Annotated in this window: 17 protein-coding genes; 11 read left to right on the forward strand and 6 right to left on the reverse strand. The window is 60.3% G+C overall.

Annotated elements, in window-relative coordinates; translation table 11 throughout:
* Nucleotides 1–156: 156 nt before the first annotated feature.
* Both mrcB and hrpB read right to left on the reverse strand, forming a co-directional pair.
* The gene (mrcB, locus tag DW58_RS02150) at nucleotides 157–2,700 is read right to left on the reverse strand and encodes a bifunctional glycosyl transferase/transpeptidase (RefSeq protein ID WP_024549829.1); all 2,544 of its coding nucleotides are present in this window, start codon (nucleotides 2,698–2,700) and stop codon (nucleotides 157–159) included.
* Nucleotides 2,701–2,804: 104 nt separating this feature from the next.
* Entirely contained in the window at nucleotides 2,805–5,243 is a 2,439-nt protein-coding gene (gene hrpB / locus DW58_RS02155) for an ATP-dependent helicase HrpB (protein WP_024562475.1), read from the reverse strand.
* A gap of 72 nt (nucleotides 5,244–5,315) precedes the next feature.
* On the opposite strand from hrpB, the gene thpR reads away from it, so the two are divergent.
* The 9 genes from thpR to panD all read left to right on the forward strand — a co-directional run bounded on the left by thpR (nucleotide 5,316) and on the right by panD (nucleotide 12,448).
* A complete protein-coding gene (thpR, locus tag DW58_RS02160; RefSeq protein ID WP_024551088.1) occupies nucleotides 5,316–5,852 on the forward strand; it encodes an RNA 2',3'-cyclic phosphodiesterase in 537 nt (178 codons plus the stop codon).
* Complete coding sequence (gene sfsA / locus DW58_RS02165; RefSeq protein ID WP_024551087.1) at nucleotides 5,852–6,556, forward strand: DNA/RNA nuclease SfsA; 705 nt, start codon at nucleotides 5,852–5,854, stop codon at nucleotides 6,554–6,556. The genes thpR and sfsA overlap by 1 nt, the downstream gene beginning before the upstream one ends.
* 178 nt (nucleotides 6,557–6,734) lie before the next feature.
* Nucleotides 6,735–7,190 (forward strand): RNA polymerase-binding protein DksA, encoded by a 456-nt coding sequence (gene dksA, locus DW58_RS02170; RefSeq protein ID WP_012016093.1) that lies wholly within the window; start codon nucleotides 6,735–6,737, stop codon nucleotides 7,188–7,190.
* A 65-nt stretch (nucleotides 7,191–7,255) separates the two neighbouring features.
* Nucleotides 7,256–8,155 (forward strand): tRNA glutamyl-Q(34) synthetase GluQRS, encoded by a 900-nt coding sequence (gene gluQRS / locus DW58_RS02175; RefSeq protein WP_029696479.1) that lies wholly within the window; start codon nucleotides 7,256–7,258, stop codon nucleotides 8,153–8,155.
* Between the two features lie 55 nt (nucleotides 8,156–8,210).
* Nucleotides 8,211–9,605 (forward strand): polynucleotide adenylyltransferase PcnB, encoded by a 1,395-nt coding sequence (gene pcnB, locus DW58_RS02180; protein WP_208431234.1) that lies wholly within the window; start codon nucleotides 8,211–8,213, stop codon nucleotides 9,603–9,605.
* On the forward strand, nucleotides 9,602–10,081 hold the full coding sequence (gene folK / locus DW58_RS02185; RefSeq protein WP_024551084.1) for a 2-amino-4-hydroxy-6-hydroxymethyldihydropteridine diphosphokinase: 480 nt from the start codon (nucleotides 9,602–9,604) through the stop codon (nucleotides 10,079–10,081). The genes pcnB and folK overlap by 4 nt, the downstream gene beginning before the upstream one ends.
* Before the next feature lie 122 nt (nucleotides 10,082–10,203).
* Entirely contained in the window at nucleotides 10,204–10,998 is a 795-nt protein-coding gene (panB, locus tag DW58_RS02190; RefSeq protein ID WP_024551083.1) for a 3-methyl-2-oxobutanoate hydroxymethyltransferase, read from the forward strand.
* A 23-nt stretch (nucleotides 10,999–11,021) separates the two neighbouring features.
* Nucleotides 11,022–11,876, forward strand: coding sequence for a pantoate--beta-alanine ligase (gene panC / locus DW58_RS02195; protein WP_024551082.1), 855 nt, complete (start codon nucleotides 11,022–11,024; stop codon nucleotides 11,874–11,876).
* A gap of 191 nt (nucleotides 11,877–12,067) precedes the next feature.
* The gene (gene panD / locus DW58_RS02200) at nucleotides 12,068–12,448 is read left to right on the forward strand and encodes an aspartate 1-decarboxylase (protein WP_024548504.1); all 381 of its coding nucleotides are present in this window, start codon (nucleotides 12,068–12,070) and stop codon (nucleotides 12,446–12,448) included.
* A gap of 66 nt (nucleotides 12,449–12,514) precedes the next feature.
* Here the strand turns inward: panD and DW58_RS02205 are convergent, their stop codons facing one another.
* The 3 genes from DW58_RS02205 to DW58_RS02215 all read right to left on the reverse strand — a co-directional run bounded on the left by DW58_RS02205 (nucleotide 12,515) and on the right by DW58_RS02215 (nucleotide 15,608).
* The gene (locus DW58_RS02205; protein ID WP_024548505.1) at nucleotides 12,515–13,762 is read right to left on the reverse strand and encodes a polysaccharide deacetylase family protein; all 1,248 of its coding nucleotides are present in this window, start codon (nucleotides 13,760–13,762) and stop codon (nucleotides 12,515–12,517) included.
* A gap of 152 nt (nucleotides 13,763–13,914) precedes the next feature.
* Complete coding sequence (locus tag DW58_RS02210; RefSeq protein WP_024548506.1) at nucleotides 13,915–14,685, reverse strand: ABC transporter permease; 771 nt, start codon at nucleotides 14,683–14,685, stop codon at nucleotides 13,915–13,917.
* Entirely contained in the window at nucleotides 14,682–15,608 is a 927-nt protein-coding gene (locus DW58_RS02215; RefSeq protein ID WP_024548507.1) for an ABC transporter ATP-binding protein, read from the reverse strand. Before DW58_RS02215 ends, DW58_RS02210 begins: the two co-directional genes overlap by 4 nt.
* A gap of 109 nt (nucleotides 15,609–15,717) precedes the next feature.
* On the opposite strand from DW58_RS02215, the gene can reads away from it, so the two are divergent.
* Nucleotides 15,718–16,380, forward strand: a complete 663-nt coding sequence (gene can, locus DW58_RS02220) for a carbonate dehydratase (RefSeq protein WP_024548508.1) — start codon at nucleotides 15,718–15,720, stop codon at nucleotides 16,378–16,380.
* A gap of 52 nt (nucleotides 16,381–16,432) precedes the next feature.
* On the opposite strand, the gene hpt is transcribed toward can, so the two are convergent.
* Nucleotides 16,433–16,969, reverse strand: a complete 537-nt coding sequence (gene hpt / locus DW58_RS02225; RefSeq protein ID WP_024548509.1) for a hypoxanthine phosphoribosyltransferase — start codon at nucleotides 16,967–16,969, stop codon at nucleotides 16,433–16,435.
* 205 nt (nucleotides 16,970–17,174) lie between these two features.
* On the opposite strand from hpt, the gene DW58_RS02230 reads away from it, so the two are divergent.
* Nucleotides 17,175–19,571 carry a glucose/quinate/shikimate family membrane-bound PQQ-dependent dehydrogenase gene (locus tag DW58_RS02230; RefSeq protein WP_029592350.1) on the forward strand — a complete coding sequence of 799 codons (2,397 nt, stop codon included), beginning with the start codon at nucleotides 17,175–17,177 and terminating at the stop codon, nucleotides 19,569–19,571.
* Nucleotides 19,572–19,630 lie beyond the last annotated feature (59 nt).

The following is a 19,630-nucleotide window of genomic DNA, read 5'->3' on the forward strand; positions in this document are numbered from 1 at the left end:
GCGGCCTGATGGCGCTAAGGGCGTAAGAAATAACCAGACAACGCGCAGGGTAATTATCGAGAATAAGGGCGCAAAGAATTTGCGCCAAGGCGCGCCGGACGGACAGAAATAAAAAAGGCGGCCAGAGGCCGCCTTTTCGGGTCGCGTGATGCAACCTCAGTTGCTGCCGAACATATCCTTAATCCAGCCAGCCACGCCGTCGCTTTTCTCTTCCTGCTGCGGCTGCTGCTGCTGCTGCGCAGGCGCCTGCTGCTCTTGCGGCGTCTCGGCAAACGGGTTGTTAGACTGCTGCTGTTGATACTGCTGGCTCTGCTGGCACAGCGCATCCGGATTGCTGGTCCACACCGGCAGGACGCGGGTACCGCCGCCCATGCACTGGAAGTACCCGGCGTCATCCACCGACATATCGACAATATCTTCCGGCGGGGTCAGATCCAGCGGGATCGGCGACTGGTTGGTCAGATAACGCTGGTAGATAGACATCGCCCCGCTCGCCCCATAAAGTTTGGTCGGCTGGTTGTTGTCGCGTCCTACCCAGGTGATCACCACTTCACGCCCGTCGATACCGGCAAACCAGGTATCGACCTGATTGTTGGTTGTCCCGGTTTTCCCGGCCAGATGCAGCTGCGGGAACTTCGCTCCGAGCTGACGACCGGTACCGCGCTGGATCACCTGCTGCATGGTATAGAGCGTCAGGTACGCCGCCTGCGCCGGTACCGCACGCTCCGCCTGCGGGAAGCTCTGGAACAGTACCGCGCCATCTTCGGCAATTACCGAACGCAGCACCGACATCGGCGCGCGGTTACCGCCGCTGGCGATGGTCTGGAACGCCTGCGCCACTTCCACCGGCGTCAGGTTAAGCGCCCCAAGCAGCATCGCCGGAACCGGACGCAGCTGCTCTTTCGGCACGCCGAGTTTAACCCAGGTGTCGGTGACGGCAGGCAGCCCCAGCGCCAGACCGAGGTTAACGGTCGGCACGTTCATGGAGCGGGCCAGCGCATCCACCAGCATCACCTGGCCGCTGAAACGACGATCGTCGTTCTGCGGGGACCAGACCTGGCCGTTCGGCTGACGCAGCGACAGCGGCGCATCGGCGATCCAGGTGTTCAGGCGATACTGGTTAGGCTGGCTCAGCGCCGTGAGATAGGTCGCCGGTTTCGCCAGCGAGCCAATCGAGCGGCGCGCCTGCATGGCGCGGTTGTAGCCGGCAAACTGCGGGTTCGCCCCGCCGACCATGGCACGTACTTCGCCGGTAAAGCGGTCCACGACCACCATCGCGGTTTCCAGATCCTTCAGCTTGCGCTGCTTGATCAGGGCCGGAATGCCTTCGGTAGCCGCTTTCTCTGCGGCGTCCTGCGCGACCGAGTCAAAGGTGGTGAAGATCTTCACGCCGGAGAGATCTTTAACCTTATCGCCCAGCTTCGCCTGAAGCTCCTGGCGTACCATCTGCATAAAGGCCGGCTGCGGAGAGATCACCCCGCCGCGCGGCTGCACGCCCAGCGGACGCGCGCTCAGCATCTCGTACAGCTCCTGGTCGATAACCTTCTGCTCCTGCAACAGACGCAGCACCAGGTTACGACGCTCCAGCGCCAGTTTCGGGTTACGCCACGGGTTATACAGCGACGCGCCCTTCACCATCCCGACCAGCAGCGCCTGCTGATCGAGGCTCAGCTCTTCCACCGGACGCCCGAAGTAGTAAAGGCTGGCCAGCGGGAAGCCGCGGATCTGATCGTCGCCGCTCTGCCCGAGGTACACCTCGTTAAGATACAGCTCCAGAATGCGGTCTTTGCTGTAGCGGGCATCCATGATGAGCGCCATGTAGGCCTCATTGGCTTTACGCCACAGGGTACGCTTGTTGGTCAGGAACAGGTTTTTCACCAGCTGCTGCGTCAGCGTACTGCCGCCCTGCACCGCGCGGCCCGCGGTGAGGTTTGCCACCACCGCACGGCCAATCGACCATACCGAAATACCGTCGTGCTCATAGAAGTGGCGGTCTTCGGTGGCGACCAGGGTATCCACCAGCAGATCCGGGAACCCGGTGCGCGGCACAAACAGACGCTGCTCACCGTTCGGCGAAGAGAGCATGGTGATAAGCCGTGGGTCGAGACGGAAGAAACCGAACTGGCGGTTGCTGTCCATGTTCTCGATGGACTCCAGGCGGTTGCCGTCGAACACCAGACGCGCGCGCACCTGACCCTCTTTGCTGTCCGGGAAATCGAACGGACGGCGGATCATCTCAATGCTGTTGCCCTTAACGGTAAACTCGCCGGGACGCGTCATGCGGGTCACTTCGCGGTACTGCGTAGCCTCCAGCAGTTTGACCATCTCCTGCTTACTGTACGGCATATCCGGCTCAAGGTTCACCATCCGGCCATACACCGCCGCGGGCAGCTGCCACACTTTACCGTCAATGCGGCTGCGGATTTGCTGATCGAGGTATACGCCGTAGGCGGCAAACAGCACCACAAAGACGATAAACAGCTTCAGCAGCAGCCACAGCCATTTCCGGCCCTTTCCCTTGCCGGACTTACGCCCTTTGCCTTTTACCTTACGCGGCATCGGTTCTCCATCGTCATAGTCGTCATTCTCATAATCGTCGTCGCGCTCATCGTCCCTGAGCTGACGACGGCTCACCTTTTGCTTTGCCGGACGTGCAGGCTTGCCTTTACGTCCGATAGGTTCGCGGTCATTCCCCGCCATGCTCATTCTCCAACAAAGTTCAGGCGCAAAGGCCCGATTTTTATCTCTTGCCCCATCAGGGAAAAGTAGAAATCTCTCAAAGTCACCGAGGGTGACGCCTGTCGTTATGATGAGGGATTGCTGTATTTACGCGTGCGCGTTGTCGGCGCCGCCGTAGCCGGATCGTCCGGCCATACGTGTTTTGGATAGCGCCCTTTCATCTCTTTTTGTACCTCGCGGTACGCCCCGCTCCAGAACGCGCTCAGGTCGCGCGTGATCTGCAGCGGCCGCTGGGCCGGAGACAGCAGCTCCAGCACCAGCGCCACGCGCCCTTCGGCAATGACCGGGGTGGTGGCTTCGCCAAACATCTCCTGCATCCGCACCGCTAACGCGGGTGGGTTTTCATCATCGTAGCGGATGGCAATCCGGCTTCCGGTGGGCACAGTGTAATGAGTTGGCAGCGCACTATCCAGCCGTTGACGCAGCGGCCAGTCGAGCAGGTGCAGCAGCGCCCGTGCCAGATCGATGTTTTGCAGCGCGCGCAGCGAGTGTACGCCGTGCATCTCCGGCAACAGCCACTGCTCAAGCGAGGCCAGCAGCGAGGCGTCGTCCACGGCGGGCCACGCATACTCGGGCAGCCAGCGCGCCGCACAGCCCAGCCGAATCCGTAGCTGCTGCGCCGCCGCACTCCAGTGTAGGGTGCTAATTCCTTTCTCGCGAATGCCGTTTAGCATGGCGCGGTGCAGCTCCTCCTCGGAGGGCTTCGCCAGCGGTTTTACGCTCACCACCAGCTGACCAATCTGGCTGCGCCGCAGCGCTTTCAGCGTGCCCTGGGTATCGTCCCACTCCACCACATCGCGCTGCTCAAGTAGCGTCGGGCAGTCGGCCAGCAGACGGTCGATATCCACGGCCATCGCCTGCAGGATGCGCGCGTCCGGGCTGGTGCTGGTCTGTAGCAGAAGCGGCGCGATCAGCCACTCGTGGCGGCTGAGCGCATCGTCGTCGTCCAGCATGGCGCCCATGCCGTTGGCGAGCTGATAGCGCCCGCCCTGGCCGCGCCGCCGGGCAATCCGGTCGCCGAACGCCTGCGCCAGCAGAGCCGGGGCGAGCGCGCTGTCCGGCTGCCCGCCGGGCTGGGAGAGCCGGTTAAGCAGCTGGCGGCTGCGCTGCTGCCACGCCGGGTTGCTGCGGGTAAAGGCGCTGGCGAGATCGCTGCCGGCGTTGCGCGGCGGCTCCTCAAGGATCGCCACCAGCCGCGCAGCGGTGGCCTGCTGGTCCGCCGTTTTCGCCGCCACCAGCATCGCCGCGAGGCGCGGATCGTTGCCGGGCTTCGCCATCTCTCTGCCGCGCGCGGTCAGACGCCCCGCCTCCAGCGCGCCAAGCCGGGTTAACAGTTCACGCGCCGCGCGCAGGCTGGCATCCGGCGGGGCGTCGAGCCAGGTCAGCGCGTCGGGTTCGCAGCCCCATTGCAGAACGTCAAGCAGCAGCCCGGAGAGATCGGCCTGGAGAATTTCCGGATCGCCCTGCGCGGCGGCGCGTTCGGCCTGATCTTTGCCAATGAGGTGCAGGCAGATGCCGGGCGCGAGACGTCCGGCGCGGCCCGCCCGCTGGGTCATGGAGGCCTGGCTGATGCGCTGGGTAATAAGCCGCGTCAGGCCGGTGCGGGGGTCGAAGCGCGCCACGCGCTCCTGGGCGCTGTCCACCACCAGCCGAATGCCTTCAATGGTGAGGCTGGTTTCGGCGATGTTGGTGGCCAGCACCACTTTGCGGTAGCCCGCCGGTGCCGGCACGATGGCGCTGCGCTGCGCTTCAAGCGGCAGCGCACCATAAAGGGGGCACAGCAGCACATCGTCCGCCACCCGCTCTTTCAGCTGCTCCTGCACGCGCTGGATTTCACCGACGCCCGGCAGAAACAGCAGCAGCGAGCCCTGCTCTTCGCGCAGCAGCGAGGCGACGGTCACGGCGATCGCTTCATCCGCACGCTGATGGGCAGGCAGCGCGGCATAGCGGCGCTCCACCGGAAACGCCCGCCCTTCGGAGACGATCGTCGGCGCATCGGGCAGCAGCCGTTGCAGACGTTCGTTGTCCAGCGTGGCGGACATAATCAGCAGTTTCAGGTCGTCGCGCAGCCCCTGCTGCACATCCAGCAGCAGCGCCAGGGCAAGATCTGCCTGCAGGCTGCGCTCGTGGAACTCGTCGAGGATCACCAGCGACACGCCCGTAAGCTCAGGATCCTGCTGGATCATGCGCGTCATGATCCCTTCGGTCACCACCTCCAGCCGCGTTTTTGGGCCAACGCAGGTGCGGGCGCGCATCCGGTAGCCCACCGTATCGCCAGGCTGTTCGCCGAGCAGCTCCGCCAGCCGCTGCGCTACGTTGCGCGCCGCCAGTCGCCGCGGCTCCAGCAGCAGAATGCGCCCGGCCATGCCGCCGTCGCGCAGAATTTGCAGCGGCAGCCACGTCGATTTGCCCGCCCCGGTCGGCGCGTTGAGCAGCACCTGCGGCGCGGATTTCAGCGCGGCAAGCAGTTCGGGGAGGATGGCGGCAACCGGCAATGAGGACACAAATAGCTCCAGAGGGTTAACATTGAAAGGCGGGCATTGTAGCATCCCGGCAAACCATTACCGAGTCACCGCATGACAGACCTCAACAGGCTATTTTTCGCACTCGAGATCCCCAAACCGCGCCAGCAGGAGATCGTCCGCTGGCGGGCCGCGCATTTTCCGCCCGAGGCCGGGAAGCCTGTCGCCGCCGCCAACCTGCACATGACGCTGGCCTTTCTCGGCGAGGTGAGCGCAGAGAAACAGCAGGCGCTGGTCGACCTTGCCGGACGCATCCGCCAGCCGGGCTTTACCCTGCGGCTGGATGACGCCGGACAGTGGCCGCGCTCGCGCGTGGCGTGGCTGGGTACGCGCCAGCCGCCGCGCGGGCTGTTGCAGCTTGCCGCCATGCTGCGCGCCCAGGCCGCACGCAGCGGGTGCTGGCAAAGCCCACAGCCGTTTCATCCCCATATCACCCTGCTGCGCCAGACCGACAGCGCGCTGCGCCTGCCCGCGCCGGGCTTTTGCTGGGAGTGCCCGGTAACGGAGTTTGTGCTGTACGCGTCGCGCTTTAGTCAGGGACGCACCCGCTACCAGCCGCTGCAACGTTTTCCCCTGGACAAGGAGTCGTAATGCATTTCTCCCCGCCGCTCGCCCCCGCGACGCTTATCAAACGCTATAAACGGTTTCTTGCCGACGTGGTGACTCCCGACGGCGTTGAGCTGACGCTGCACTGCCCAAACACCGGCGCCATGACCGGCTGCGCCACGCCGGGGGACACCGTCTGGTACTCCACCTCGACCGTGGCGACGCGAAAATACCCCCACACCTGGGAACTGACCCACACCCAGGACGGGGCGCTGATCTGCGTAAATACCCTGCGCGCCAACACGCTGGCGCGGGAAGCGCTGGAGTCAGGGAAAATTTCCGAATTACAGGGCTACGAGCGGGTATTGCGCGAGGTGAAATACGGCGCCGAGCGCAGCCGCATCGACTTTATGCTTCAGGCGGAAAACCGCGTTAACTGCTATATTGAAGTGAAATCGGTAACGCTCTCACAACAGGGAAATGGTTACTTTCCGGACGCGGTTACAGCGCGTGGTCAGAAGCATCTGCGGGAGTTGATGAGCGTGGTAGCCCAGGGAGATCGCGCGGTATTGCTGTTCGCGGTGCTCCACACGGCGATAGAACATGTCGCCCCTGCTCGCCATATCGATCCGACCTACGCGCAGCTGTTGTATGAGGCGCAGCAAAAGGGGGTGGAAATTCTTGCTTATAAAGCTACAGTTTCTGCCGATAACATGACTCTGACAACGCCACTACCTGTCCGTCTCTGAACCACAGTTTTGGCAATGAAGACAATTTGTTCGGCCGCATGCGCGAATAAGCTTTTCCTCACAGGGTTGTCAAGTGTAACGTTTAGTTAATTGCTATCCGGAAAAGCTTCTGCTATTTATAGCGGCCTGATTTTTCCCCCGACATGGGGATCGATAGTGCGTGTTAAGGAGAATCAACATGCAAGAAGGGCAAAACCGTAAAACATCGTCCCTGAGTATTCTGGCCATCGCTGGGGTGGAACCGTATCAGGAGAAGCCGGGCGAAGAGTATATGAATGAAGCCCAGCTTTCACACTTCAAGCGTATTCTTGAAGCGTGGCGTAATCAGCTCAGGGATGAAGTCGATCGCACCGTCACACACATGCAGGATGAAGCAGCAAACTTCCCTGACCCGGTTGACCGCGCGGCTCAGGAAGAGGAATTCAGCCTTGAACTGCGTAACCGCGATCGCGAACGTAAATTGATCAAAAAGATCGAGAAAACGCTCAAGAAAGTGGAAGACGAAGACTTCGGATTCTGCGAATCCTGCGGCGTTGAAATCGGCATTCGCCGTCTTGAAGCGCGTCCGACCGCTGACCTTTGCATCGACTGCAAAACGCTGGCGGAAATCCGCGAAAAACAGATGGCGGGCTGATCCAGCACGCGCAAGGGTAATCACACGGCGGGAGCTTCTCCCGCCTTGTTTTTTTAAAGACCAGCATGATCGCCTCACAACCTTACATCGGGCGCTTTGCCCCTTCGCCCTCCGGCGAACTCCATTTCGGCTCGCTGATTGCCGCCCTCGGCAGCTACCTGCAGGCACGCGCTCAGCGCGGGATCTGGCGGGTGCGCATCGAAGATATCGACCCACCCCGTGAAGTTCCCGGTGCCGCAAACACCATTTTGCGTCAGCTGGAACAGTACGGTCTGCACTGGGACGGTGAAGTGCTCTGGCAGTCGCAGCGCCATGAGGCCTACCGCGCCGCGCTGGCATACCTGCACCAGCACGGCAAAAGCTACTACTGCACCTGCACCCGCAGCCGGATCCAACAGATCGGCGGCTACTATGACGGCCACTGCCGCACGCTTGGGCACGGCCCGGCTAACGCCGCGGTGCGTCTTTTTCAGCAGCAGCCGGTGCTGCACTTTCACGATCTGCTGCGCGGAGACGTGGAGGCTAACGCGGCGCTGGCGCGGGAAGATTTCATTATTCATCGCCGCGATGGGCTGTTCGCCTATAACCTGGCGGTGGTGGTGGACGATCATTTTCAGGGCGTGACCGAGATCGTGCGCGGGGCGGATCTGATTGAGCCCACGGTGCGCCAGATGGCGCTGTATCATCAGTTTGGCTGGCCGGTGCCGCGCTATCTGCACCTTCCGCTGGCGCGCAATGCCGATGGCAACAAGCTTTCCAAACAAAATCACGCGCCCGCCCTGCCGTCAGGCGACCCGCGGCCGATAATAATCAATGCTTTACATTTTTTGAACCAGAGGGTAACTAAGGAGTGGCAGGACCTCTCCCTGGATGACCTGCTGGCCCGTGCAGTGGCACACTGGCGTCCTGAAGATATCCCCGTTGACATACCAACGAATCCGGCATTCTCAAACGCGCCGCTGTAAGCTATGATTAGCCGCTGTTTTTTGTCCCGAGAGTCTGACACTACCGAGGTGTACTATTTTTACCCGAGTCGCTAATTTTTGCCGTAAGGTGCTAACCCGCGAGGAAACCGTGGTTGACGAGCCGCAAGCCCGGCCGCTTATGACTATCGTCCCGCGCGAACAACACGCCATCTCTCGCAAAGATATCAGTGAAAATGCCCTCAAGGTGCTCTACCGCCTTAATAAGGCGGGCTATGAAGCATATCTCGTAGGCGGCGGCGTCCGTGACCTGCTGCTTGGCAAAAAACCGAAAGATTTTGATATCACCACCAACGCCACGCCCGATCAGGTCAGGAAGCTGTTCCGCAACTGCCGCCTGGTTGGCCGCCGTTTCCGTCTGGCCCACGTGATGTTTGGCCCGGAAATCATTGAGGTGGCGACCTTCCGCGGTCATCACGAAGAGACGGCGAACGATCGCAACACGTCCCAGCGCGGCCAGAACGGCATGCTGCTGCGCGACAACATTTTCGGCTCCATCGAAGAGGACGCCCAGCGTCGCGACTTCACCATCAACAGCCTCTACTACAGCGTAGCCGATTTTACGGTACGCGATTTCGTGGGCGCGATGGACGATCTCGAACAGGGCGTAATTCGCCTGATCGGCGATCCGGAGACCCGTTACCGCGAAGATCCGGTGCGCATGCTGCGCGCCGTGCGCTTTGCCGCCAAGCTGGATATGCGTATCAGCCCGGAAACCGCCGAGCCGATCCCGCGCCTGGCGACCCTGATCAACGACGTGCCGCCGGCCCGCCTGTTTGAAGAGTCGCTCAAGCTGCTGCAGTCCGGCTACGGCTATAAAACCTATCTTCTGCTGCGTGAATGCCATCTGTTCCAGCCGCTGTTCCCGACCATCACCCGCTACTTTACCGAGCAGGGTGACAGCCCGATGGAACGCATCATCGTTCAGGTCCTGAAGAACACCGACAACCGCATTCATAACGACATGCGCGTCAATCCGGCGTTCTTGTTTGCCGCGATGTTCTGGTATCCGCAGATGGAAACCGCGCAGCGTATCGCCCAGGAAGGCGGACTCGCCTGGCAGGATGCGTTCGCGCTGGCGATGAACGACGTACTGGATGAAGCCTGCCGCTCGCTGGCGATTCCGAAACGCATCACCACGCTGATCCGTGATATCTGGGTTCTGCAGCTGCGCATGTCACGCCGCCAGGGCAAACGCGCATGGAAACTGATGGAGCATCCTAAGTTCCGTGCCGCCTACGATCTGATGGCCCTGCGCGCCGAAGCGGAAAACAACAGTGAGCTACAGCGTCTGACCCGCTGGTGGGGCGAGTTCCAGGTCGCCGCACCGCCGCACCAGAAAGATATGCTCAACGAGCTGGATGAAGAGCCGGCAGCACGTCGCCGTACCCGTCGTCCACGCCGTCGCGCACCGCGTCGTGAGGGTGCATGACAGCGGTCTATCTCGCCATCGGCAGCAATCTCGCCTCGCCGCTGGCGCAGGTTAACGCAGCGCTTGAGGCGCTGCGCGCCCTTCCCGATACCCAGCTGGTGGCGGTCTCCTCTTTTTACCGCACCCCACCGCTCGGCCCGCAGGATCAGCCCGACTACCTTAACGCCGCCGTGGCGCTCGAAACCCGTCTCGATCCCGAAACGCTGCTCGACCATACCCAGCGTATCGAACGTCAGCAGGGCCGCGAGCGCAAAGCCGAACGCTGGGGGCCGCGCACCCTCGATCTCGACATCATGCTGTTTGGCGACGCTACCCTTGCTACCCCGCGTCTGACGGTGCCGCATTACGATATGCTCAACCGTGGCTTTATGCTCTGGCCGCTGTTTGAGATCGCCCCGGATCTGCACTTTCCGGACGGCAGCACGCTGAAAGCCCACCTTGCTCAGCTCAATGTACCCGCGCCGGCGCGCTGGTAAGCCCGCGCTCCACCCCTCTTTTTTACGCTATTTCATAACCTTACATGACCTACTGCTGAAATCATTGTTTCGGCGCAGAGGGGTCATTAGAATGCTTCAACCCTCAGGCTTTCGGAGCTGTTATGAAACCAACCACCCTATCCTGGCTGCGTAAACGCAAAGAGCAGAAGCTGCGTTTCGCCACCATCACTGCCTACGATTACAGCTTTGCGAAGCTGTTTGCCGAAGAGGGCATCAACGTGATGCTGGTCGGCGATTCGCTGGGGATGACGGTTCAGGGGCACGACTCCACCCTGCCGGTCACCGTCGACGACATTATCTATCACACCCGTGCGGTACGCCGCGGCGCGCCCGCGTGCCTGCTGCTCGCCGATCTGCCGTTTATGGCCTATGCCACGCCGGAGCAGGCGTTTGATAACGCCGCCGCGGTGATGCGCGCCGGGGCTAACATGGTCAAAATCGAGGGCGGCCGCTGGCTGGTGGATACCGTGCGGATGCTGACCGAGCGCGCGGTGCCGGTGTGCGGCCATCTGGGCCTGACGCCGCAGTCGGTGAACATTTTCGGCGGCTATAAGGTGCAGGGGCGCGATGACACGGCCGCGCAAACGCTGCTGGACGACGCGCTGGCGCTGGAAGCCGCTGGCGCGCAGCTGCTGGTGCTTGAGTGTGTGCCGGTAGCGCTGGCGAAACACGTTACCGAGGCGCTGCGCATTCCGGTCATCGGCATCGGGGCGGGCAACGTCACCGACGGGCAGATCCTGGTGATGCACGACGCGTTTGGCATTACCGGGGGGCATATCCCCAAATTTGCGAAGAATTTCCTGTCAGGTGCCGGGGACATGCGCGCTGCGGTCCGCCAGTACGTGGCGGAGGTTGAATCCGGCGCCTATCCGGGCGACGAACACAGTTTTCATTAATTCAGGGTCAGGGAGCAAGCATAGTGCTGATTATCGAAACCTTACCGCTGCTGCGCCAGCACATCCGCCGGATGCGCCTGGAAGGCAAACGCATCGCGCTGGTCCCCACGATGGGCAACCTGCATGACGGTCATATGAAGCTGGTTGACGAGGCCAAAGCCCGCGCCGACGTGGTGGTGGTGACGATTTTCGTCAACCCGATGCAGTTCGATCGCGCAGACGATCTGGTGCGCTACCCGCGCACGCTGCAGGAGGACTGCGAAAAGCTTAACAAGCGTAAAGTCGATCTGGTGTTCTCGCCGGCCCCCGAAGAGATCTATCCCGCCGGAACCGGGGAACAGACCTTTGTGGAAGTGCCCGGCATCTCCGGCATTCTGGAAGGCGCCAGCCGTCCGGGGCATTTTCGCGGCGTCTCCACTATCGTCAGCAAGCTGTTTAACCTGGTGCAGCCCGACATCGCCTGCTTTGGCGAGAAGGACTACCAGCAGCTGGCGCTGATCCGCAAAATGACCGCGGACATGGGCTACGACATTGATATCGTCGGCGTACCGACGGTGCGGGCCAAAGATGGCCTGGCGCTCAGCTCGCGCAACGGCTATCTCAGCCCCGAACAGCGTAAGATTGCGCCGGGTCTGCATAAGGTGATGCAGGAGATGGCTGCCCGCGTACAGGCCGGCGAGCGCGACGTCGAGGCGATCGTTGCCGAAGCGACGCAGGCGCTGGATGAAAAAGGCTTTCGTACCGATGAGCTGACTGTGTGCGATGCCGATACCCTTGGCGAGCTGTCGGCAACCAGCAAACGCGCGGTGATCCTGATGGCCGCCTGGCTCGGTCAGGCGCGGCTTATCGACAATATCAGCGTCGATCTGCCCCAGTAGACAGCCTCGCTGATTCAGGCAATACTGCTGAGCCCGGCGCCTGCCGGGGTCAGCGACGCCGACGCCCCCGGCGTGTGGAAACGGTGGGGACGATAGCCTGAGCAGTCCGGTCAGGGTATCGCAGCAGGGATGAACTACGCGGAGCGCGCCCTCATCGCGCGCGGAATGTTTTCGTCACTAAGGTTCAGACTATGATTCGCACAATGCTGCAAGGCAAGCTCCACCGCGTCAGCGTGACGCAGGCAGACTTGCATTACGAAGGTTCCTGCGCCATCGACCAGGATTTCCTTGAGGCGGCAGGAATTCTGGAATACGAAGCCATCGATATCTATAACGTGACCAACGGCAAGCGCTTTTCTACCTACGCCATTGCCGGCGAGCGCGGTTCAAAAATCATTTCGGTCAACGGGGCGGCGGCGCACTGCGCGGACGTCGGCGATATCCTGATTATCGCCAGCTACGTCACCATGCCGGATGAGCAGGCGCGTCAGTGGCAGCCGAAAGTGGCCTACTTTGATGCCAATAACGAGATGAAGCGTACCGCCAAAGCGGTACCGGTGCAGGTCGCCTGATCGTCCCGGTGAACCTCACCCTGCTACCCAACCCGGCCAGCCCCGCTGCCCGGGTTTTTTATCGCCTCAGCCCTGCGGCTGGTTGCTGATAAGCTTCGCCATGGTTTCCAGCGAATCCTCGCGCAGGATGTAGAGTCGCTTCAGTAAAAACGGGTTATCCCCCGGCTTCACTTTCCCCTTCACCGTGGTCACCGCCAGATGGAAGCCAGCATCGTTCGCCGCCTTCACCGCTTTATCGTCGTACCCACCGAACGGATAAGAGAGATAGAGCACGTGAGGGTTGAACTGCGACAGCGCGCGGCGCGAGCGCTCAAAATCGAACAGGATGTTGTGATAGCTGCGGGTCAGCAGCACCGGATGCCAGGGCCGGTCGGTGCGGTGCAAAAAGTGGGTGTGCGACTGAATATCAAACACGTCCTGAATGCCTTTCAGCTCACCAATACTCATAAACTGCAGCGATTTCGCATCCCACTTTTGCGGGTGCGCTTTGATGCGCGACGAGATGATAAAGGCGGTCGCGGTGAAACCGTACTGCTTCAGCACCGGGTAGGCATAGCGGCTGACCGACTTCAGGCCATCGTCAAAGGTGATCACCACTGCTCGCGCCGGAAGGTTCATGCGGTTACGCACGTAGCCCTCCAACTGATACATGGTCAGGGTGGTGTAGCCCAGATCCCGCAGCCAGGTCATCTGGTTGCTGAAGGCGCGCACCGATGTCGTCGTGGAGGTGTGGCGAAAGCGCGTGTTCTCTTCATCTTTGAGGATATGGTGATACGTCAGCACCGGCAGCCCGCTGTCCTGCTGGGCATCCAGGCTGCTGATGTACGCCAGCCGGTTACCGATGCGCACCTGAAACCAGGTCTGGTTCAGGCGGTCCTTGAGCTTGCCGATAATCGGATAGCGCAGGTTGTCGGCCAGCACCCCGAACGGCGCGCTGCCGCTGTCCGGCGCGTTGTAGACTCGGGTATCCTGATGCGTCACCAGATTCAGGTTACTGAGCGGCTTGTTCAGATCCCCGAGCCGGTCCTCCACCCGTTGTTTTCCCGCGACCGGCGCCAGATGGTCTTTATCAATAAAGCCGGTGCCAAACCCGAAACGAAACTCGTAGTGATCCGCCGCCGTCGGAACCACGGCAATGATCTGCCCCTCTTCAATCTTCCCGACGGTGATTACCCGGTTGCCGACCTGCGCCCAGATATCGGCATCTTCGGTGGTCTGCATATACTGCGCGGTAAGCCCTTCGCGGCTGAGCAGGCTGGCATACGCGCTGCCGGTAGTCAGCAACAACAGGCACAAAACGAGACGATTCAACATAGCGGGGTATCAGGATGTGGTGACAGGACGCGTATTTTAACAAAAGCGTCATCAATACCAATGGTTAATTATCGTGCGGACAACGAGACGTGAAGCGGGAGCGGTGTTTCACCCGGTCAGCGCGACCGACCGGGTGAAAGATGCCGTGCGGATCAGGTGCGCAGGCCGCGTCCACGCTGGATCAGATACCAGCACAGGATGTAGAACGCCACGATGAACACCACCAGGACCGCCACCGTGGTAGCCAGCGGTACATCGTTGATGCCCAGGAAGCCGTAGCGGAAGCCGCTGATCATGTAGACGATCGGGTTGAGGTGCGACAGCGCCTGCCAGAACGGCGGGAGCAGCGTCAGGGAGTAGAACACCCCGCCGAGGTAGGTCAGCGGCGTCAACACGAAGGTTGGGATCAGACTGATGTCGTCGAACGTTTTCGCGAATACCGCATTGAGCAGACCGGCCAGCGAGAACAGCACGGCGGTAAGCAGCAGCGTCAGGGCGACAAACACCCACGAATGGACCTGGAACGGCACGAAAAACAGCGAAATCGCGGTCACCATAACCCCCACGCACAGTCCACGCGCCACACCGCCGCCGACGTAGCCGGTGATGATGACGTGGGTCGGAACCGGGGCCACCAGCAGCTCTTCAATGTTGCGCTGGAACTTGGCGCTGAAGAACGACGAGGCGACGTTGGCATAGGCGTTGGTGATCACCGCCATCATGATCAGGCCGGGCACGATAAACTGCATGTAGGTAAAGCCGTGCATTTCACCAATTCGCGAACCAATAAGGTTGCCGAAGATGATGAAGTAGAGGGTCATGGTGATGACTGGCGGCACCAGGGTCTGGATCCAGATGCGCATAAAGCGGTGGATCTCTTTAGCCCAGATGCTCTTTAACGCCACCCAATAGAGCTGCATCATGCCTTGCCCCCTGTTTTATCCTGCACCAGGGTGACGAACAGCTCTTCAAGACGGTTCGCTTTGTTTCGCATACTCAGTACCTGTATTCCTTGCGCGCTCAGCTGGCTGAACACGCTGTTAATCCCCTGCTCGCGCAGCACTTCGACTTCCAGCGTCGAGGTGTCCATCAGACGATACTGGTAGCCCTCAAGCTTCGGCAGCGGGCTTTTAGCCGCCAGGTCGAGGATAAAGGTCTCGGATTTCAGCTTGGAGAGCAGATTTTTCATCGAGGTGTTCTCCACCAGCTCGCCGCCCTGGATAATGCCGATATTGCGGCACAGCATCTCCGCCTCTTCCAGGTAGTGGGTGGTGAGGATGATGGTGGTGCCTTTGTCGTTAAGATCCTTGAGGAATCCCCACATCGAGCGACGCAGTTCGATATCGACCCCGGCGGTCGGTTCATCGAGGATCAGCAGTTTTGGCTCGTGCATCAGGGCGCGCGCAATCATCAGACGGCGCTTCATACCGCCCGATAACATCCGCGCGCGTTCGTTGCGTTTTCCCCACAGATCGAGCTGGTTCAGGTACTTTTCGCTGCGTTCAATGGCCTCACGACGCTCGACGCCGTAGTAGCCGGCCTGGTTCACCACGATCTGCTGTACGGTTTCAAACGGGTTGAAGTTAAATTCCTGCGGCACCAGCCCGAGCTGGCGCTTGGCGTTCACCACGTCCTTATCAAGATCGTAACCAAATACGCGTACCCGCCCGGCGCTTTTGTTCACCAGCGAGCTGATGATGCCGATGGTGGTGGATTTGCCGGCGCCGTTTGGCCCCAGCAGCGCGTAAAAGTCCCCCGCCTCGACGCTAAGGTCGATGCCGCGCAACGCCTGAACGCCGCCAGCATAGGTCTTTTTCAACTGCTCCAGTTCCAGTGCTATTGTCATGGGTATTTCGGACACCTTTTTCACACAATGCTTGTGTGGTTTAAAAATAAATGGAGTTGACCTATATTAGCGCAACGCACTAATCAGGTTACAGGTTGTTAACACCCTCATGAAAGACATCGACACGCTCATCAGTAATAACCAGGTCTGGTCCAAACTACTGGTGGAAGAGGATCCCGGATTTTTTGAACGTCTCTCTCAGGCGCAAAAACCCCGCTTTCTATGGATTGGATGCTCCGATAGTCGCGTTCCTGCTGAACGACTGACCGGACTTGAGCCCGGTGAACTCTTTGTACACCGAAACGTTGCAAACCTTGTTATCCATACGGATCTTAATTGCCTGTCAGTGGTTCAGTATGCGGTTGACGTGCTGGAAGTAGAGCACATCATCATCTGCGGTCACTACGGCTGCGGCGGCGTACAGGCTGCGGTGGAGAACCCGGAGCTGGGCCTTATCAACAACTGGCTGCTGCACATCCGCGATATCTGGTTCAAACATAGCTCATTACTGGGCGAACTCCCGCAGGAGAAACGTCTGGATACGCTGTGCGAACTGAACGTAATGGAGCAGGTGTACAACCTCGGTCACTCCACCATTATGCAGTCAGCGTGGAAGCGCGGTCAGAAAGTGACGATTCACGGCTGGGCCTACGGCATTCACGACGGCCTGCTGCGCGACCTTCAGGTTACCGCGACAAACCGCGAAACCCTGGAGCAGCGCTACCGCAGCGGCATCTGCAACATTCAGCAGACGCACACCAGCCACCGTTAATGCGGTGACAATAAAAAAAAGGGGCCGTGGCCCCTTTTTTTATGCCTGTCACTTACTCCGCCAGCGGGATGACCTTGCCGATATACGGCAGATGGCGGTAGCGCTGTGCGTAGTCAATGCCGTAACCCACCACGAACTCATCCGGAATAGAGAAACCGACGAACTCGACGTTCACGTTCACTTCGCGACGCGACGGTTTGTCGAGCAGCGTGCAGATGGCCAGTGATTTGGGTTCGCGCAGACGCAGGATCTCGCGCACTTTTGAGAGCGTGTTGCCGGAATCAATAATGTCTTCCACGATCAGCACGTCTTTGCCGCGGATATCCTCATCCAGATCCTTGAGGATTTTCACATCGCGGGTAGACGACGTGCCGCTGCCGTAGCTGGAGGCCGTCATGAAGTCCACCTCGTGCGGCACCTGCACTTCACGGCACAGGTCGGCCATAAACATAAACGAGCCGCGCAGCAGGCCAACCAGCACCATGTCGCTGCCGCTATCGCGATAACGCTCGGTGATCTCTTTTCCCAGTTGCGCAACGCGGGCTTTGATTTCGGCTTCCGGGATCATCACATCAACAGTATGTTTCATATAGCTAACCGTCTGAATAAAAATGTATTGTAGGGGGTGTTGCCACCGCAGTGTGCCGCCCCAAAACGTAAGCCCGCCAGTATACCAGCAAAACGAATTGTCAGTCGATTTAGCACAAAAAGCTCTTTTTGTGATTAAGATCACACTTGTTAATAACTATAATTACTTGCTATCAAAAATTTAACAACGTTAAAAGAGTGTCTTTATGGCGGAAAATAGATCGGAAAAACAGCCGTTAATCGTCAAGATTAGCGCGCTGTTTGCAGCCTTATGCGGGCTGTATTTGCTTATCGGCGGTGTCTGGCTGGTGGCAATCGGCGGCTCATGGTACTACCCCATTGCCGGTATCTTAATGCTTGGCGTCGCCTGGCTGCTGTGGAAGGGCAAGGCCTCCGCGCTGTGGCTGTATGCCGCCGTGCTGCTGGGAACCATGCTGTGGGGCGTCTGGGAAGTTGGATTCGACTTCTGGGCGCTCACGCCGCGCTGCGACGTGCTGGTATTCTTCGGCGTCTGGCTGATCCTGCCGTTCGTCTGGCGTAAGCTGACCGTGCCTGCCGCACGCGCGGTGCCCGCCCTGCTGGTATCGCTCATCATCAGCGCCGTCATCCTGTTCTGGGCCGGTTTCAACGACCCGCAGGAGATCAACGGCACGCTGCGTACCGATACCACCGCAGCCACCAGCAGCGCACCGGCGATTGCCGACGGCGACTGGCCGGCCTATGGCCGCACCCAGGAAGGCCAGCGCTACTCCCCGCTGAAGCAGATCAACACCGACAACGTTCACCAGCTGAAAGAAGCCTGGACGTTCCGCACCGGCGATCTGAAGCTGCCGACCGACCCGGGTGAAATCACCAACGAAGTGACCCCAATTAAAGTCGGCGACACCCTGTTCCTGTGTACCGCCCACCAGCGCGTGTTCGCGCTTGATGCCGCGACCGGGAAAGAGAAGTGGCACTTCGATCCACAGCTCAAAGCCGACCCGTCGTTCCAGCACCTGACCTGCCGCGGCGTGTCGTATCACGAAGCGACCGCGCAGAACGCCGGTCCGGATGTGGTGGCCGACTGTCCGCGCCGCATCATGCTGCCGGTGAACGATGGCCGTCTGTTCGCTATCAACGCCGACAACGGTAAGCTGTGCGAATCCTTTGCCAACAAAGGCATTCTTAACCTGCAAACCAACATGCCGGTCACCACGCCGGGTATGTATGAGCCGACCTCTCCGCCGATCATCACCGATAAAACTATCGTGATTGCCGGTGCGGTCACCGATAACTTCTCCACCCGTGAACCATCGGGCGTGATCCGTGGTTTCGACGTGAACACCGGCAAACTGCTGTGGGCCTTCGATCCGGGTGCCAAAGATCCGAACGCCATCCCGGCGGACGAGCACCACTTCACGCCGAACTCGCCTAACTCCTGGGCGCCGGCTGCGTATGACGCGAAGCTGGATCTGGTCTATCTGCCGATGGGCGTGACCACGCCGGATATCTGGGGCGGAAACCGTACTCCGGAGCAGGAGCGCTACGCCAGTTCCCTGGTCGCGCTGAATGCCACCACCGGTAAGCTCGCCTGGTCCTATCAGACCGTACACCACGACCTGTGGGATATGGATCTGCCGTCCCAGCCGACCCTGACCGATATCACCGATAAAAACGGTAACCAGGTGCCGGTCGTCTACGTTCCTACCAAAACCGGTAACATCTTCGTGCTCGACCGTCGCGACGGTAAGCTGGTGGTGCCGGCGCCGGAAAAACCGGTTCCGCAAGGTGCGGCGAAGGGCGATTACGTCACCCCGACCCAGCCGTTCTCTGACCTGAGCTTCCGTCCGAAAGCGGATCTCTCCGGCAAGGACATGTGGGGCGCCACCATGTTTGACCAGCTGGTATGCCGCGTGATGTTCCACAGCCTGCGCTATGAAGGCATCTTCACGCCGCCGTCCGAGCAGGGCACGCTGGTGTTCCCGGGTAACCTCGGCATGTTCGAGTGGGGCGGTATCTCCGTCGATCCGAACCGCCAGGTGGCGATTGCTAACCCGATGGCGCTGCCGTTTGTGTCGAAGCTCATTCCGCGTGGCCCAGGCAACCCGATGGAGCAGCCGAAAGATGCCAAAGGCTCCGGTACTGAAGCGGGTATCCAGCCGCAATACGGTGTGCCTTTCGGTGTGACGCTGAACCCGTTCCTGTCACCGTTTGGTCTGCCGTGTAAGCAGCCGGCCTGGGGGTATATCTCCGCGCTGGATCTGAAAACCCACGACATCGTCTGGAAAAAACGTATCGGTACGCCGCGCGACAGCATGCCGTTCCCGATGCCGTTCCCGGTACCGTTCAACATGGGGATGCCGATGCTGGGTGGCCCAATCTCTACCGCAGGTAACGTGCTGTTTATCGGTGCCACCGCAGATAACTATCTGCGCGCCTTCAACATGACCAACGGTGAGAAACTGTGGGAAGCACGTCTGCCGGCCGGTGGCCAGGCGACGCCGATGACCTATGAAGCGAACGGTAAACAGTACGTGCTGATTGCCGCGGGTGGTCACGGTTCGTTTGGTACCAAAATGGGCGACTACATCGTGGCCTATGCTCTGCCGGATGACGCGAAGTAATCCCTGTTCGCATCAGGCACGCTGTATAAACAGCGACTGATGCAACATGACCGCAACGG

Origin of the sequence: Siccibacter turicensis LMG 23730, assembly GCF_000463155.2 — a bacterium.
Lineage (GTDB): Bacteria > Pseudomonadota > Gammaproteobacteria > Enterobacterales > Enterobacteriaceae > Siccibacter > Siccibacter turicensis.